Annotated in this window: 15 protein-coding genes and 2 tRNA genes; 4 read left to right on the top strand and 13 right to left on the bottom strand. The window is 45.7% G+C overall.

Features of this window, described 5'->3' with window-relative positions:
• Positions 1-179: 179 nt before the first annotated feature.
• The 3 genes from DWV53_RS02070 to DWV53_RS02060 all read right to left on the bottom strand — a co-directional run bounded on the left by DWV53_RS02070 (position 180) and on the right by DWV53_RS02060 (position 2,787).
• Positions 180-2,141: a pectate lyase family protein gene (locus DWV53_RS02070; RefSeq protein ID WP_259318888.1), complete on the bottom strand. Its 1,962-nt coding sequence runs from the start codon at positions 2,139-2,141 to the stop codon at positions 180-182.
• Positions 2,142-2,158: 17 nt separating this feature from the next.
• Positions 2,159-2,515 (bottom strand): subtilase, encoded by a 357-nt coding sequence (locus DWV53_RS16035; protein ID WP_254972756.1) that lies wholly within the window; start codon positions 2,513-2,515, stop codon positions 2,159-2,161.
• Between the two features lie 199 nt (positions 2,516-2,714).
• Positions 2,715-2,787 (bottom strand) — tRNA-Phe (locus DWV53_RS02060).
• A gap of 155 nt (positions 2,788-2,942) precedes the next feature.
• On the opposite strand from DWV53_RS02060, the gene DWV53_RS02055 reads away from it, so the two are divergent.
• Together DWV53_RS02055 and DWV53_RS02050 are read left to right on the top strand one after the other, a co-directional pair.
• A tRNA-Pro gene (locus tag DWV53_RS02055) sits at positions 2,943-3,018 on the top strand.
• Between the two features lie 222 nt (positions 3,019-3,240).
• Positions 3,241-4,053 carry a helix-hairpin-helix domain-containing protein gene (locus DWV53_RS02050; RefSeq protein WP_254987481.1) on the top strand — a complete coding sequence of 271 codons (813 nt, stop codon included), beginning with the start codon at positions 3,241-3,243 and terminating at the stop codon, positions 4,051-4,053.
• A 36-nt stretch (positions 4,054-4,089) separates the two neighbouring features.
• Here the strand turns inward: DWV53_RS02050 and DWV53_RS02045 are convergent, their stop codons facing one another.
• The 6 genes from DWV53_RS02045 to DWV53_RS02025 all read right to left on the bottom strand — a co-directional run bounded on the left by DWV53_RS02045 (position 4,090) and on the right by DWV53_RS02025 (position 10,722).
• Positions 4,090-5,445 (bottom strand): sodium-dependent transporter, encoded by a 1,356-nt coding sequence (locus DWV53_RS02045; RefSeq protein WP_022120224.1) that lies wholly within the window; start codon positions 5,443-5,445, stop codon positions 4,090-4,092.
• A gap of 94 nt (positions 5,446-5,539) precedes the next feature.
• On the bottom strand, positions 5,540-6,904 hold the full coding sequence (locus DWV53_RS02040) for a sodium-dependent transporter (protein WP_022120223.1): 1,365 nt from the start codon (positions 6,902-6,904) through the stop codon (positions 5,540-5,542).
• A 166-nt stretch (positions 6,905-7,070) separates the two neighbouring features.
• Complete coding sequence (locus DWV53_RS02035) at positions 7,071-7,571, bottom strand: CYTH domain-containing protein (RefSeq protein ID WP_006847608.1); 501 nt, start codon at positions 7,569-7,571, stop codon at positions 7,071-7,073.
• 4 nt (positions 7,572-7,575) lie between these two features.
• Entirely contained in the window at positions 7,576-7,725 is a 150-nt protein-coding gene (locus DWV53_RS15600; protein ID WP_181992385.1) for a hypothetical protein, read from the bottom strand.
• Between the two features lie 21 nt (positions 7,726-7,746).
• The gene (gene prfB, locus DWV53_RS02030; protein WP_118151325.1) at positions 7,747-8,874 is read right to left on the bottom strand and encodes a peptide chain release factor 2; all 1,128 of its coding nucleotides are present in this window, start codon (positions 8,872-8,874) and stop codon (positions 7,747-7,749) included.
• A gap of 39 nt (positions 8,875-8,913) precedes the next feature.
• A complete protein-coding gene (locus DWV53_RS02025) occupies positions 8,914-10,722 on the bottom strand; it encodes an AMP-dependent synthetase/ligase (RefSeq protein ID WP_118151323.1) in 1,809 nt (602 codons plus the stop codon).
• A gap of 129 nt (positions 10,723-10,851) precedes the next feature.
• Between DWV53_RS02025 and DWV53_RS02020 the strand changes: the two genes are divergently transcribed.
• On the top strand, positions 10,852-11,916 hold the full coding sequence (locus DWV53_RS02020) for a M20 family metallo-hydrolase (RefSeq protein ID WP_118151321.1): 1,065 nt from the start codon (positions 10,852-10,854) through the stop codon (positions 11,914-11,916).
• Positions 11,917-11,932: 16 nt separating this feature from the next.
• Here DWV53_RS02020 and DWV53_RS02015 read toward each other — a convergent pair whose 3' ends face one another.
• The 4 genes from DWV53_RS02015 to DWV53_RS02005 all read right to left on the bottom strand — a co-directional run bounded on the left by DWV53_RS02015 (position 11,933) and on the right by DWV53_RS02005 (position 14,238).
• Positions 11,933-12,847 carry an Rpn family recombination-promoting nuclease/putative transposase gene (locus tag DWV53_RS02015; RefSeq protein ID WP_118151319.1) on the bottom strand — a complete coding sequence of 305 codons (915 nt, stop codon included), beginning with the start codon at positions 12,845-12,847 and terminating at the stop codon, positions 11,933-11,935.
• 237 nt (positions 12,848-13,084) lie between these two features.
• Positions 13,085-13,513 (bottom strand): N-acetylmuramoyl-L-alanine amidase, encoded by a 429-nt coding sequence (locus DWV53_RS02010; protein WP_118151367.1) that lies wholly within the window; start codon positions 13,511-13,513, stop codon positions 13,085-13,087.
• A gap of 10 nt (positions 13,514-13,523) precedes the next feature.
• A complete protein-coding gene (locus tag DWV53_RS15595) occupies positions 13,524-13,628 on the bottom strand; it encodes a smalltalk protein (protein WP_022120813.1) in 105 nt (34 codons plus the stop codon).
• A gap of 25 nt (positions 13,629-13,653) precedes the next feature.
• Positions 13,654-14,238 carry an HU family DNA-binding protein gene (locus DWV53_RS02005; RefSeq protein WP_118151317.1) on the bottom strand — a complete coding sequence of 195 codons (585 nt, stop codon included), beginning with the start codon at positions 14,236-14,238 and terminating at the stop codon, positions 13,654-13,656.
• Between the two features lie 143 nt (positions 14,239-14,381).
• On the opposite strand from DWV53_RS02005, the gene DWV53_RS15500 reads away from it, so the two are divergent.
• A complete protein-coding gene (locus tag DWV53_RS15500) occupies positions 14,382-14,567 on the top strand; it encodes a hypothetical protein (RefSeq protein ID WP_147468721.1) in 186 nt (61 codons plus the stop codon).
• Positions 14,568-14,655: the final 88 nt, after the last annotated feature.

Raw genomic sequence — 14,655 nt, 5'->3', positions numbered from 1 at the left:
ACGTTTAAATGAGTTTGCGTTTAAAATTGTTTTCAGTTGCAAAAGTAGAGAAAAAAGAAGAAAACAGCAGATAGATTTAAGACAAAAATAAAGAAAAAACGGACAAAAGCAAATCTTTATCTAGCTTTTGTCCGTTTTGTCATTAAAGAGACAGGAATCTTTAAATCAGTTCTATACCTTTAGTCTTTAACAGGTACAAGTTTAGTACTGCCACCTTCTGTACCACCAGTAGAACCTCCAGTCTCGCCACCTCCGGTAGAAGCACCTTCGCCAGTTGCATTGCTCTCACCGAACACCTTAACAACACCAGAAGTATAAGCGTCAAGAATGCTTGCCAAAGCAGGCCATGGCTGCTGGTGACCATTTGTTACGACTGTTTCATCAGGAATAACGAAATCAATGTCACCATGATTCAAACGACCTGCACCATAGAAGCCTTCTACGATAGAAGGAACATCTTCTGCCTTATCTGCAGCGTATGCATACATGAGGCTTGGGTCCGTATCGAAGTTGTTGTAAGAAGTACCACCAACCAAAGTCTTTACGCTTGCAGGAACCTGCTCACTTGGATCAGAAACCTCGTAGGCATCAAAGCTTGTATTGTTTTCTGCGTATGGGATATAGCTGAAGTTATCTGGCTTGTTGGTAAATACATTGCCGTATGCCTTAATCAGACCACCATTCTCACCAGAGAAAGTACCATCGCCCTTGGCATCAGTACCCTGCTCAGAACTCATGATAGGACGCTTGGTTGCATCAAAGTAGTTAGACTCCATGAACACACTTGAGCCCATTGTCGCACCAATACCATAAACATCATTGTGCTGATAGTAGTTGTTGTACATGTGAACACTCATAGTACGAATACGAGCCATACGAGAGTCTGAATGGTCGAACCAGTTATGATGATAAGTAATATAGTTAGGACCAGTTTCACTCTTCATACCGCACATAGAAGCCTTACCATTATCCCAGAAGCGGTTGTATGCTACAGTTATATACTGGGAGTTACCCTTGATATCTACAGTACCATCACCCTTGGCCTGGTCGGCAGCGCCACCCTTCTTGCCATAGAAGAGATCCATGTTGTGAATCCATACATGAGAGTTATTGGTATCAAGAGACATGGCATCATCCAGGCAATGCATGATAGCAAAGTTACGGAACTCTACACTCTTGGTATTACGAAGCAAGAAACCAAATCCATATACAGTAGCATCATCACCGACTCCTTCGAAAGTCATGTTCATTACAGAGTGAGCACCCTTACCCTTAACCTGCAAACCTTCTGCAGAACTTGAAATGTGATCCAAATCAGAAAGATTTACCTTACCGATGATACGGAATGCGATAGGAGTAGTATCCTTGCCCTTAGAATATGCATCAATAATAGACTGAAGACCTGTAATCGTCTCTTGCTTACCAGTATTAACTGTTGTAGAAACGGTCTTAGCTGTCTTGGCTGTAATATACAGAACCTTAGCACCAGCCTTCAAAGTACCATCATTATTATAAGCACCTACACCAGCATACTTGAAATGAGCAAAGCCCTCACGGTTGTAGCTCTTTACTACCAAGTTAGAAGCAGTATTGGCACCAGCAATCTCTTTACCGTCAGCATTTACAGGAACAACCTTTACAGAATAAGTACCTTCCTTCAAACCGAGAACATCAGCACGATAGTAAGATTTATACTGACGAACCAGCTGAGCATCAATCTTCTTGTCATCTACATATACATTATAAGAAGAAGCGCCCTCGAATGGAGCCCACTTCAGGTAGGCAGACTCCTGCCAGCCCTTTGCCTCAGTAATCTGAATCACACCTGCAGGATTGTCAATATCACCACTTTCGCCCTGATCTACTTTCTTTGCGAAACTGATTTTCTGAACTGAAGCATTGTACTCATCATTCTCTGAACCTGATTTAGGTGCGATGATTGCCTTATCACCTTCGAACTTCACACTTGTCAAGTCTGCAGTATTATAATACTTCACATCACCCGACTTGGTGGTAACATACATCTGGTTCACCTTGCTGTTACGAGCCACGGCATGGGTAATCTTAAATGTCCATGTCTGTGCCAAAGCTGCACTCAAACTCATCAGGAGGAGTGCCAAAGTAAATACGTTTTTCTTCATTTTGCGTTCCTCCTGTTTTACTTGATAATTACTTTCTTACCATTAATAATATAAACACCCTTAGACAAACCCTGGAGGGAAGAACCTACACACTGGCCCAGAAGGTTATAAACCTTTCCTTGCAATGCTTTCTTAATATCTTCTATCTGGCTGATGCCGGTAGTTTGATAAGTGAAAGAAAGGGTTACGAGCGACATGTCTGCCTGATCAGATGTATTATCTGAATACTGAAGAACAACATTGTCTCCATCAAAGGTAATCTCTGAGACAGTCTTTTCTATGACCTGACCATCAATCTTAACCGTCTGTTTGCTGCCGGCAAATACTGCCGTAGACAACATTCCAGCCAACAATAACAAATAAGCTTTTTTCATTTTAACGAATGTTTGTTAGATTAATTTTTTGGTTTGTTTTTGAATTTTACAATGCAAAAGTAGTGAAAAAATAGCTATTATAAAACAATCCTGGCGCATTTTTCTTACGCAAACGTTTGCACAAGTATAAAATAAACTTTTTAAAAAGGGCATAAAAAAAGACTGAATCCTGTTACGAAGATTCAGTCTCATAAAGAAGTGGTACCACCAGGAATCGAACCGGGGACACAAGGATTTTCAGTCCTTTGCTCTACCAACTGAGCTATGGCACCAACTTTCACAAATCGCGATTTATCATTTGCGGGTGCAAAGGTAATACTTTTTTCTGGTTCCTGCAAATTTTTCGGGAAATTTCTTTCAAAAAAAGATAAAAAAGTCTATTTTTGTTGGTATTATCCATTATTTAATGTACCTTTGCAGCAGATATCGGGATTTAGCGCAGTTGGTAGCGCACGTCGTTCGGGACGATGAGGTCGCTGGTTCGAGTCCAGTAATCCCGACCAAAAGCCGTCAGATGTGCCGTAAACACTGAGGATTTGCCTTGGTCGTAGCCAAAATGGTCGGCGAAATTTCGGTTTCACAAGAGCTTAAAAATCCGTAAGCCTATGAAGTTTTTAAAGAATTTTTTTTATATCAATTACCATGAACGGCGAGCATTACTCATAATCCTGACCCTGCTCGTTGTCAGTACCACAATGATTTTCATTGTAGGTTCTAAAGAAACTATGCCCTCAGAAAAACAACAAGCCCATAACGATAGTATCATCAGGCATGCCACGCGGCAACATCCAGGCTATTATGAAGACGGACTTCAGTCGAGCGAAGTATTCGCCTTTGACCCCAATACGGCAAGCCAATCTGATTTCCAACGGCTGGGACTGGAATCATGGCAAGCCAGAAGCATCATCAAATATCGAAATAAAGGAGGTATCTTCAGGACACCTAGAGACTTTGCACGGGTTTACGGACTAACCAAGAAGCAATTCGAAAAACTGCTGCCCTTTATCAGAATTGGTAAAGACTACCAGCCGGCTGCCAACTTTTACCCAAGAGAAAGATACAACTACGGCTATCAAGAGACGGCTATAAGAACTAGAGAAGAAAGGAAGAAAGACACTATCCAATACAGTTATCCACGAAAACTGAAAGAAGGTCAGTATATCAACATCAATTCTGCTGATACGACCGAACTGCAGAAAATTCCCGGCATAGGCTCTTACTATGCCAGAAGCATCATCCGTTACAGAGAGCGGTTAGGCGGTTTTGTTTCCATGAGCCAGATACAAGAAGTGGAAGGCGTGCCCGAGACAGCCCTCCACTATATGAATATTGATGCAAAACATATCAGAAAAATGAATGTCAACCAGCTCAGTTTAACCGAATTGCGCAAACATCCTTACCTGAACTTTTACCAGGCAAAGGAAATCGTAAACTACCGCAGAATCCATGGTCCGCTGAAAAGTGCTGAAGAGCTGCGTCTCCTCAAAGACTTTCCACCTGCCGAAATAGAAAGAATCAAGCCGTATCTTGCCTACTAGGGGCAAGATAGCCTGTCTGCAAGTTTGCCGGTTTTGCTAAATGACACCAAACTGGTGCAGGAAGATAAGGAAAATACAGATTGGACAGATAAAACGGATGGTGAACAGGAAAACAGGGAAGAGAGTTCCCTTCAAGGTTCCCCAGTTGGTAAACTCATCACGCACAATCTTCTTTGGCACATACCATCCCAGGAACAGACAGGTGATGAACGACCCCAACGGCATGAGCAGCTGGGCAGTAAAGTTGTCACAATTGCTCAAGAAATCCTTGCCGAAGAAGCCCAAATCAGGTACGGCACCCTGAGAGAGCGAACAGAATACAGCTATGATGCAGCAAACGACGGTCTCGAACCAGGCTCCCTTGGCACGGCTTATCTTACCCTCCTCATAAATAAAGGCGGTACCTATCTCGTGCATCGAGATGGTAGAAGTCAGGGCTGCCAATACAAGCAAAGCATAGAACAACACCGAAATCACATAACCGACAACCGGCATGTTACCGAAAGCCTCCTGGAATACGTTTGGCAAGGTAATGAAGATGAGCGAAGGACCGCTGTCTGGCTGCACACCTACCGAGAAGGCTGCAGGGAAGATCATCAAACCTGCCAATACGGCGATTACAGTATCAATGGTCACAATCTGAGTAGCCGACTTCAAGAGATTGGTCTGTCTGTTGAAGTAAGAGGCATAAGTACACAGACAAGCCGTACCCATGCTCAAAGAGAAGAACGCCTGTCCCAGCGCTTCGAGCAACACGTTTTCATCTACCTTAGAGAAATCCGGCTTCAGCAGGAACTCCACTCCCTTCATCGCTCCCGGCAGAGAGCAGGAAGCTATCACAATCACAATCAACAGGAAGAAGAGCATAGGCATCAGTATCTTGGATGCTTTCTCTATACCATTGCGCACACCGCGTACTACCACCATGTGGGTAAGCAGGATAAAACCTACTGCCCATAAGGTAGGACGGATAGGATCGGCAGAAAAGGTCTGGAAATAGGTCTTCACATACTCTGCATCGCCATGAACACCGCCCATGATACTGGCATAGAGATACTGCAGGCACCAGCCAGCCACTACGGCATAGAAACCCAGGATAATCATAGAGGTGATGATACCCATCAAGCCCAAAGCACCCCAAGCCTTGTGCTTACCCAGATTGGTATAAGCACGGGCTGCATTAGAAGCGGAATGACGGCCGATGATGAATTCGCTCATCATGCCAGGCAATCCGAGTAGGATGATACATACCAAATAGATGAGAATGAAGGCGGCGCCACCATTCTGACCTGCCATATAAGGGAAACGCCACACATTACCCAAACCGACTGCCGAGCCGGCTGTGGCAAGAATAACGCCCAACTTACTACCAAAATTTCCTCTTGTTTCCATTATCTAAATCTTTAATATGTAGTGTTTGTTGTTTTCCGACGAAACGGGAGCTGCTACACCTTATTATATATAGTTATATCCGATTACAAATACTTTATCCGAAGACACCAAACTGGTTCAGGAATACCAGGAAGATGAGGACAGGACAAACGAACTTAATCAGGAAAAGATAAATACCGAAGAGACGGCCCTTCAAGGTTCCCCAGTTAGTAAACTCATCCTGTACGATCTGCTTAGGTACATACCAGCCCAGGAACAGGCAGGTAAGGAATCCTGCCAGAGGAAGGAATATCTGACCCGTAACGAAGTCGAACCAATCGAACAGCGCCTTTCCGAAGAACGAAAGCTTATCTGTTGCACCCAAAGAGAGCGAACAGAAGGCTCCGATGATGGCACAGGAAACCGTAACGATGGTAGCACCCTTCTTGCGGTCTATCTTCAACTCCTCATAGAAGAAAGAAGTATTCACCTCATGAAGTGACATCAACGAGGTCAAGGCTGCTACCGACAGCAACACGTAGAAGAGCAGCGAGATAATCCAACCCAGTACAGGTAACGATGCAAACGCCTGATTAAAGACATTCGGCAAAGTGATAAAGATGAGCGAAGGACCACTATCCGGTGATACTCCTACTGAGAAGGCTGCAGGGAATATCATCAGACCAGCCAGTACTGCTACCAGCAAATCGATGATGGAAATCTGCAAAGCACTCTTAAAGAGATTGGTCTGACGGCTGAAGTAAGAGGCATAGGTACAGATACAGCCCATACCGATACTCATAGAATAGAACGACTGACCCAAGGCATTCAGGAACACGTTTCTGTCTACCTTTCCGAAATCAGGCTTCAACAGGAACTCCACGCCCTTACCTGCATCCGGCAACAGACAAGCTGCTACCACAATGATCAAAAGCAGGATGAACAGGAGAGGCATCATCACCTTAGAAGCCCTCTCTATACCGCCGCGCACACCATGAATAATCACGAAATGACAAATCAGGAATATCGCTACCGTCCACATAACCGGACGCACAGGATCAGAAGAAAACTCCTTGAAGTAATTCGCCACAAAGGTTGGGTCACCATGCAGTTCGCCCATGATGCTGGCATAGACATACTGCAGACACCAGCCCGAAACCACCGCATAATAGCCCGTAATCAGGAAACCGGTAAGCACTTCAAGATAGCCTACCCACTTCCAAGCAGTACCATTAGAGAGTTTGGTATAGGCACGTGCGGTATTAGAGGCACCATGACGGCCGATGATAAACTCAGAAATCATACATGGAATGCCCAACAGGAGCACACTTCCGATGTATACCAGAATAAAGGCTGCGCCACCTTCCTGACCAGCCATATAAGGGAAGCGCCATACGTTACCCAAACCTACGGCGCCACCTGCTGTAGCAAGAATCAATCCAATCTTGCTACCAAAACTTCCTCTATTTGAATCAGTCATTTCTATCTTTCTATTACTAATTTCTTATTTTTTAATTTTTCTTCGTGCAAAATTATAAAATAATTCTGAAATATATGAATTATTTGAAAGCAAAAATACAATTTTAGTAATATTTATGCAATTTAATCCGTTTTAGGACGAAGAAATGACCTTTTCGATACATTTTCTAACGATATTCAGCCGGCAAGGTATCACGCCACTTCGAGAAAGGATTGCCCAAGAGATGCGAATTGTAGAACCGCTTATCGCCTGTTACCTCCATGCCGATGAAATCAGGTTTCTCATAGGCTTCGGTCTCGCTAGCCAACTCCACCTCTGCCATGACCAGACCTTCGTTATCGCCATAGAACTCATCTACCTCGAAGGTATGACTGCCACTTTTCACAAGATAGCGACGCTTATCGATGACGCCACCCTGACAAAGTTGCAGAAGATGCTGCGCCTCGTCCATCGTTATCTCCTTTTCAAACTCATAGCGGGTCATGCCGCCATTTACCGACTTGCCCTTAATAGTAAGGTAAGCCTTCTCATCCCGTGTGCGAACCCGCACCGTAGCCCCCTCGGCAGGAATATATCCCTGCTGAATATGACTAGAAGAAAAGGCGGCGCTTTTATAAGCGTCGCCCTTCTTAACGAGGAATTTTCTTTCTATTTCTAATCCACTCATTGTTTTATACTAATCTTGTTGCATAGATGGCAAAAAGAATACCGAGGACTATCAAGCCACCGAATATCCACTTGATTACTTTCTCGCCTTTTGCAGCCTGTTTCTTCTGATAAGCCTCATGTTTGGCTCTTCTTAAGTCTTTATTTCCACTCATAGTCGTATATTTTTTAGATTATTATTGTTGTTCGTCATCATTCGTAGGGAACTCCATCAGGTATGCCTTGATGAAATCATCTATCTTGCCGTCCATCACGCCATCTACATCCGATGTCTGATAGTTGGTACGGTGGTCTTTCACACGACGGTCGTCGAAGACATAACTTCTAATCTGGCTTCCCCACTCTATCTTCTTCTTACCAGCCTCAATCTTAGCCTTAGCCTCCAGGCGCTTCTTCATGGCGCGGTCGTAGAGTTGGCTCTTCAAGAGCAACAGGGCTTTGGCACGGTTCTTTGGCTGGTCACGGGTCTCGGTGTTCTCGATGAGGATTTCTTCTTCCTCGCCGGTATCAGGGTCGGTATACCAATAACGCAGACGGACACCGGATTCAACCTTATTCACATTCTGACCACCGGCACCACTCGAACGGAAGGTATCCCAGGAGAGCTTGGCTGGATCAACATATACCTCGATGGTATCATCTACCAGCGGAGTTACGAAGACACTGGCGAAACTGGTCATTCGCTTGCCCTGGGCATTGAAAGGAGAAACACGCACCAGTCGGTGCACACCGTTCTCGCTCTTCAGATAGCCATAAGCGTACTCGCCGCCCTCGATGGTCATGGTCACGCTCTTGATACCAGCCTCATCGCCTTCCTGCATATCGGTGATGGTTACCTTGTAGCCATGAGCCTCAGCCCAGCGCATATACATACGCATCAGCATCTGTGCCCAGTCCTGGCTTTCTGTACCACCGGCACCGGAATTAATCTTGAGCACGCAGTCCATCGGGTCTTCCTTCTGGCGAAGCATGTTCTTCAACTCCAGGTCTTCTATGGCTTTTATCGCCTTGGCATAATCGGCATCCACCTCTTCCTCAGTCACCATTTCGTCTTTATAGAAATCGAAGGCAAGCTGCAGTTCATCGGCATAAAGACGTACAGCCTTATAACCGTCGAGCCATTTCTGGATACCTTTCACCTTCTTCATCTGCTCCTGAGCATACTTCGGGTCTTCCCAAAAGTCAGGAGCCTGGGTGCGGAGCTGCTCCTCTTCGAATTCTACTTTCTTCTGGTCTATATTGAGATAGTGATGCAGAGCGTCAGCTCTGTCCATCACATCCTTCAACTGGTCAGCTGTAATCATTAACTCTTAACTATTAACTTTTAACTTTAAACTTTATGATTACTCCTCATACATCTTGTCAATCTCCGCCTTGTAGTTCTTGTTGATGATAGGGCGGCGAATCTTCAAGGTATTGGTCAACTCACCCGACTCCATAGAGAAGTGGTGAGCCAGGAGGGTAATGCGCTTAATCTGCTCATAATAAGCCAGATGCTGCTGGAGAATCTGGATACGGTCCATCAGCATCTTCTGCACCTTCTCGTTAGCACACAAATCTTCACGGCAGGTGAAGGCGATATGATGCTCACGTGCCCAGTCCTCCACGAGACGGAACTCTGGAACGACGAGGGCTGATACGAACTTGCGCTGGTCGGCAATAACAGCCACCTGATCGATAAACTTATCTACCAGGAGCAACGATTCTACCTGCTGCGGAGCGATATACTTACCATTCGATGTCTTGAACAGGTCCTTGATACGCTCGGTGAGATAAAGCTCGCCATCCTTCATGTAGCCGGCATCACCGGTATGGAAGAATCCATCCTTGTCGAATGCCTTCGCATTGGTGGTATCACGATGATAATATCCCGGAGTGATGGTAGGACCCTTGAGGAGCACCTCATTATCCTCACCTATCTTTACCTGAATGCAAGAGATAGGGCGCCCCACAGAACCCAGACTGCGTTTCTTGTCAGAATGATCGCAAGATACGGTGGCAAGACTCTCGGTCAAACCATAACCCACCACCATATTGATACCGATGGCATGTACAAATGCCTCTACTTCCGGACTTACATAAGCACCCGCTGTAGGGAAGATATTAGGTTTTTCCAAGCCCAACTGCTTGCGAACCATGCTCAAAATGGTCTTGTTGATAATCTTATATTCCAACTCCAATGTCAGAGGAGGGCGCTTGCAGTTTGCCAGATATTCTATATTCCGCTTCTTTCCTACTGCCAAGGCATGGTAGAAGAGTTTCTTCTGAAGAGGACCTGCATCATCCATCTTTGCCTTTACGGCGATATACACCTTCTCCCAGAAACGTGGCACACTACACATACAGGTAGGATGCATCTCTCTCATACTCTCCTGAATTTCATGAGGATAAGTATTGATAATGAGTTCGGCACCTTCGCTCAAGCAGAGATATGCCCATCCACGCTCAAAGATATGGGTGAATGGAAGGAAATCAATGACACGGTCCTTTTCGGTAACAGGAATGCACTCATTGTTTGCCTTCAAAGCAGCATAATACTGGCTATAGGTAAGCATCACGCCCTTACTGTCTCCGGTTGTTCCACTGGTATAGAGGATATTAGCCAAATCATCCATACTTGCCTGCTTGTAGAGTTCCTCTACCTCTGTCTGACGAGGAAGATTCTCTCCCAGCTTCAGGAAGTCCTTGAAATAGAGGGCTGCAGGATCGTGTGTACTGATGCGCACGCTGGAATCAAAGATGATGATACGTTCCAGAGATGGACAGAGGGCAAAGATACGGTGAGCCTTGTCATACTGCTCCTGTTCGCCAACAAAGAGGAAGCGAATCTGCGCATCATTAATCATATATTGAATCTGCTGCTCGCTGCTGTTGGCATAGAAAGGCACAGAGGTAACCCTGATACCATACGCACCGAAGTCGGTGTACAGATAATGCACACAGTTCTGCGAGAAGACAGCGATTTTGTCAAGAGGTTTAGCCCCAAGATTCAGGAGGGCATTGCTCACTTGTTTCACTCTTAAGGAAAAGAGGCTGAATGAAACCGATTGCCACTGGTCGCTGCCAAACTTTCTGAAAGTTAAAGCAGTTTTCTCTCCCCATTTCTTGGCGAGATCATGTACCAGTACCGAAAGATGACTATTAATCTGCATAAGCTTATATTTATATTCTGATGCAAAGATAATAGAATTTGTTAAGAACACAAAATAAAAAGATATTTTTTCCACTTTATCTGCTCTTTTTTTCGTATCTTTGCAAAAAAATCAAAGAATAGGGAGATTATGATGACACAAGAAGAATATGTAAGCGATGCCGTGGATTTGCTGAAAAAGCTTATCACCACCCCATCTGTAAGCAGAAACGAGAAGGATGCTGCCGACATCATGGAGCAGACCATCCGCAAATATGGTTTCGAACCTCATCGTGAGGCGAACAACATCTGGATTATCGACCCTCATTACGATGAGAGCCGACCTACCCTGCTGCTCAACGCTCACATCGATACCGTGAAGCCTGTGGCTTCATGGACACGCAACCCGTTTTCACCGGATGTAGAAGAGGGTGTACTTTACGGCTTGGGCAGCAACGATTGCGGCGGTGGACTCTGTTCGCTCCTCCAGATATTCAGAATGCTGACCGCAAAGCCTCAGCAGTATAATCTCATCTATCTGGCATCTGCCGAAGAAGAGGTTTCGGGAAAGGATGGCATTACCCGTGCCCTGCCTTTGCTTCCGCATATCGACCTTGCCATCGTAGGTGAACCTACCGGCATGAACCCGGCTGTTGCCGAAAAGGGACTGATGGTGCTGGATGTGATTGCTCACGGAAAGAGCGGTCATGCTGCCCGCAACGAGGGAGTAAACGCTATCTACGAGGCATTGGATGATATGCGATGGATTCGTGACTATAAGTTTGAGAAGGTAAGCGAGTTCCTGGGACCTACCAAGATGACGCTTACCGTAGTGAATGCCGGAACCCAGCACAATGTGATTCCGGATAAGTGTACGATGCTTGTGGATATCCGCACCAACGAGTTCTATGACAACGAGGAGGTTTACAAGTTTATCTGCCAGCACCTGAAGAGTGAAGTGAAGGCCCACAGTTTCCGTCTGAAGTCATCCCGCATCGACCCGGCGCATCCTCTTATCAGGAAATGTGTAGCCATGGGCATGAAGCCATTCGGCAGTCCTACCCTCAGCGACCAGGCTCTGATGCACTTCCCTTCGTTCAAACTGGGTCCGGGCGAGTCCTCCCGCTCCCATTCTGCCGATGAATTTATCAAAATAAGCGAGATTTCGGATGCAGTAGCTAAATACCGGAAACTCTTGGATGGAGCCAGCATCTGAAAGAGATATTCGTAATCTACATCTCCACTTTCAGCAGCTTTATCTCCTCTGCCGTCAGCCCCGTCATATCCATGATAGACGCTTCATCCATACCCTTTGCTAGCATCTTCCTGGCAATTTCAAGGCTTCGCTGGTTCATGCCTTCTTCTATGCCTTCAGCTCTACCTTTCTCCATGCCTTTCTCCATGCCTTTTTCCATACCTTCTTCCATTCCTTTCTGGTATCTGTCATCCAGAAGGGTTCTTTCAACACTTACCGAATCCCAGAATTTATCATAGGCTCTGAGCTCGGCATCTGTAAAACCGGAAACTTCAAGATCTTCTACGGCTTTTCCAATCTCTGGGTCATTGAGCAGGTCGGCAGGAATATCCTTCGTATTGGAATTTATTTCTGTGAGGAAACGGAGCCACAAGACCATCATGCGCTTATCGGCAATGGAATGTGGAGTGAACTTAGGGAGTTCAATGAAGGTAAAATGCAAGCCTTCGATGATCTTATTGCTGTCCTTATCGTGCACGATGCGGTAGTTGTGGATGAAATCTGGAGTATCATGCGCAAAGATATCATTTATCAGGTTGAGAGAATACACTGGTTGCAGTTCGCTGTATTTTCCTCCCTTTTTTGCCTGACTCACATAGAGCTTGGATGCATTGAACAGTACTCGCTGCTGGAAAGCGTCGGACCATTCCATCTGCATTTCCACGCAGAACTTCCTGCCTCTGACATCGGTGCAGAGTACATCCACTATGGTGTTCTTGCTCCCTTCGAGCTGAGGCACAAGTTCTGTAGGCAGATACTTTATCTCGTGTATCTGCTCTTCTTCGCTGAGTGGCAGGAGGGCGTTCAGAAGGCTGATCAGTCTTTTAGGATGATTGCCGAATATCTTCTTGAACGTGAGGTCTGCCTTAGGATCTAAATACTTCATAACCATCTGTTTTAAAATTCTATAGCGCAAAGTTACGGTTTTATTTTCATATCTGCAAGAGTTTTCTAGGAAAAGTTTCTGAAAAAGTTAGAGAATGGTGAGTGTTGAATGTTGAATGTTGAGTGTTGAATGAAAGAAATATGACGACAAAGAAAAAGGGCGCATCCGGATTGGATGCGCCCTAACTTGTTAAATAAAATCAGAGGGATTCTGCTCTTGAAAAACCCTCTTAATGGAAGAGAATCAGGAAGCATCTAGGAGATACTGGAGCTTCGTGGCATCAAAACACGGACAGGCTTTCTGAACGCCAGGCAAATCGCGATGCCCCAGGATGGTACGGATGCCCGGAAAACGGTGGTGAAGATCCAGGATAAGATGCTTCATCGCCTCCTTCTGCTCAGGAGTGCGGGTATCGCTGATGCAGCCCGATGGCGAAAGACCACCCTCGTAACAGATGCCTATGCTGTGCGCATTGTAACCGAGGGCATGAGAGCCCATACGCTCTACCGGGCGACAGGCATGAACCACTCCATCCAGCGTGATGTAGAAATGGTAGCCGATGTCAGTCCAGCCGTTGTTATGAACATGGTCGTAGCGCAGCATCTTCATCGTATAACGGTGATCGCAGCGGCTACCGCTGCAATGCACCACTATCATATCAATATCTCTCATAGGCATCCTTCTAAAGTCCACCTGCCGAAACGCCCAACGCCCCGAGGAGAGCTGTCAGTACGGTTACTGCAAACTTGAGAATCTCATTCCATTTCTGCTTGTTCTTTTCTGTCATAATCTATTCTGTTTTAAGAGGTTAATTATTCTAATCCGTCTCCAGTGTCACCACTGCCAGTGCTGCCAGTTCCGCCGGTCTGCTCGCCAGAGGTGTTGCCACCCGTGGTATCGCCGCCTGAAGAAGCATTGTCCTTGGCAGGCTTTTTCTTAGCCTCCTCGATGTCGAGAGTCTTGGCACCCTCCTTCTCAGCCTTGAGGGCAGCCTTCTGTACGGCACGTGATGCAACCTGCTCAAACTCCATACCTACGAAGATGTTGGCAAGATCGCTGCCTGGGATAAACTGGATGTTCACACCCTTGATGTTGATGTCGCTCTTAAATTCGGCTGCGGTTGCCGCACCCTCACTGGTAAGCTGGAGGCGGAACTTGCCCAACTCGCCGAAATCAATCTGGTTGCCTCGCTGCAACTCGATGATCATGTTCTCCTGCATACTGACCAGAACGGCTGTTACATCCGCATAGGATACGGTGGTCTGCATAGCGATCAACTTCGCAAACTTCTTGAGCGAAATAGACTCGTTCATCTGAGCACGGGCGTAGAACTTAGGAACTCCTGCTTTGTCACCAAATTTTGACGCAAGCTTTACTAAACTGTAATTAATTGCCATAATACATAAAATTTTAAAATTGTGAATAATCATGTTGTGCACCGGTCTCTTCCCGAATGCTGATACAAAGATACAACATCGGCGGAGTCCTAGTTGTCCACTTTGGTACGATAAGTACCAGTTGTGCACTATTTGGCTCAATTATGTATACTTTTGCACGCAAGCGTATGCAGCAGAATACTGATATGGTTCAGTCAGCTACCCCAAATGGTTCTGTCAGCGAGTCAAGACGTCTCGATAAATCGACGGATACGACTCCGTTAGCCTACGTTGTCGAATCCTTAACCTTGTCCAGCCGTCTGCGTAACCCAGTGCAGCCATATCCTTAACCCAGCTCAGCCACATCAGTTGGTAAACGGAAGAACATCGTTTGTTTACCTCATTTGAGTGCTCAATAACTACCAGGGCGAATTAACC

The organism is Segatella copri (assembly GCF_003465495.1).
Classification (GTDB): Bacteria; Bacteroidota; Bacteroidia; order Bacteroidales; family Bacteroidaceae; genus Prevotella; species Prevotella copri_G.
The sequence above is the reverse complement of the archived record's forward strand: the minus strand, read 5'-3'. Positions and strand labels throughout refer to the sequence as shown.

Bases quoted from the DNA above. Each gene is read 5' to 3' on its own strand.
- DWV53_RS02070 (WP_259318888.1), bottom strand. From the start codon at position 2,141: ATGAAGAAAAACGTATTTACTTTGGCACTCCTCCTGATGAGTTTGAGT.
- DWV53_RS16035 (WP_254972756.1), bottom strand. From the start codon at position 2,515: ATGAAAAAAGCTTATTTGTTATTGTTGGCTGGAATGTTGTCTACGGCA.
- DWV53_RS02050 (WP_254987481.1), top strand. From the start codon at position 3,241: ATGCCCTCAGAAAAACAACAAGCCCATAACGATAGTATCATCAGGCAT.
- DWV53_RS02045 (WP_022120224.1), bottom strand. From the start codon at position 5,445: ATGGAAACAAGAGGAAATTTTGGTAGTAAGTTGGGCGTTATTCTTGCC.
- DWV53_RS02040 (WP_022120223.1), bottom strand. From the start codon at position 6,904: ATGACTGATTCAAATAGAGGAAGTTTTGGTAGCAAGATTGGATTGATT.
- DWV53_RS02035 (WP_006847608.1), bottom strand. From the start codon at position 7,571: ATGAGTGGATTAGAAATAGAAAGAAAATTCCTCGTTAAGAAGGGCGAC.
- DWV53_RS15600 (WP_181992385.1), bottom strand. From the start codon at position 7,725: ATGAGTGGAAATAAAGACTTAAGAAGAGCCAAACATGAGGCTTATCAG.
- prfB (WP_118151325.1), bottom strand. From the start codon at position 8,874: ATGATTACAGCTGACCAGTTGAAGGATGTGATGGACAGAGCTGACGCT.
- DWV53_RS02025 (WP_118151323.1), bottom strand. From the start codon at position 10,722: ATGCAGATTAATAGTCATCTTTCGGTACTGGTACATGATCTCGCCAAG.
- DWV53_RS02020 (WP_118151321.1), top strand. From the start codon at position 10,852: ATGATGACACAAGAAGAATATGTAAGCGATGCCGTGGATTTGCTGAAA.
- DWV53_RS02015 (WP_118151319.1), bottom strand. From the start codon at position 12,847: ATGGTTATGAAGTATTTAGATCCTAAGGCAGACCTCACGTTCAAGAAG.
- DWV53_RS02010 (WP_118151367.1), bottom strand. From the start codon at position 13,513: ATGAGAGATATTGATATGATAGTGGTGCATTGCAGCGGTAGCCGCTGC.
- DWV53_RS15595 (WP_022120813.1), bottom strand. From the start codon at position 13,628: ATGACAGAAAAGAACAAGCAGAAATGGAATGAGATTCTCAAGTTTGCA.
- DWV53_RS02005 (WP_118151317.1), bottom strand. From the start codon at position 14,238: ATGGCAATTAATTACAGTTTAGTAAAGCTTGCGTCAAAATTTGGTGAC.
- DWV53_RS15500 (WP_147468721.1), top strand. From the start codon at position 14,382: ATGTATACTTTTGCACGCAAGCGTATGCAGCAGAATACTGATATGGTT.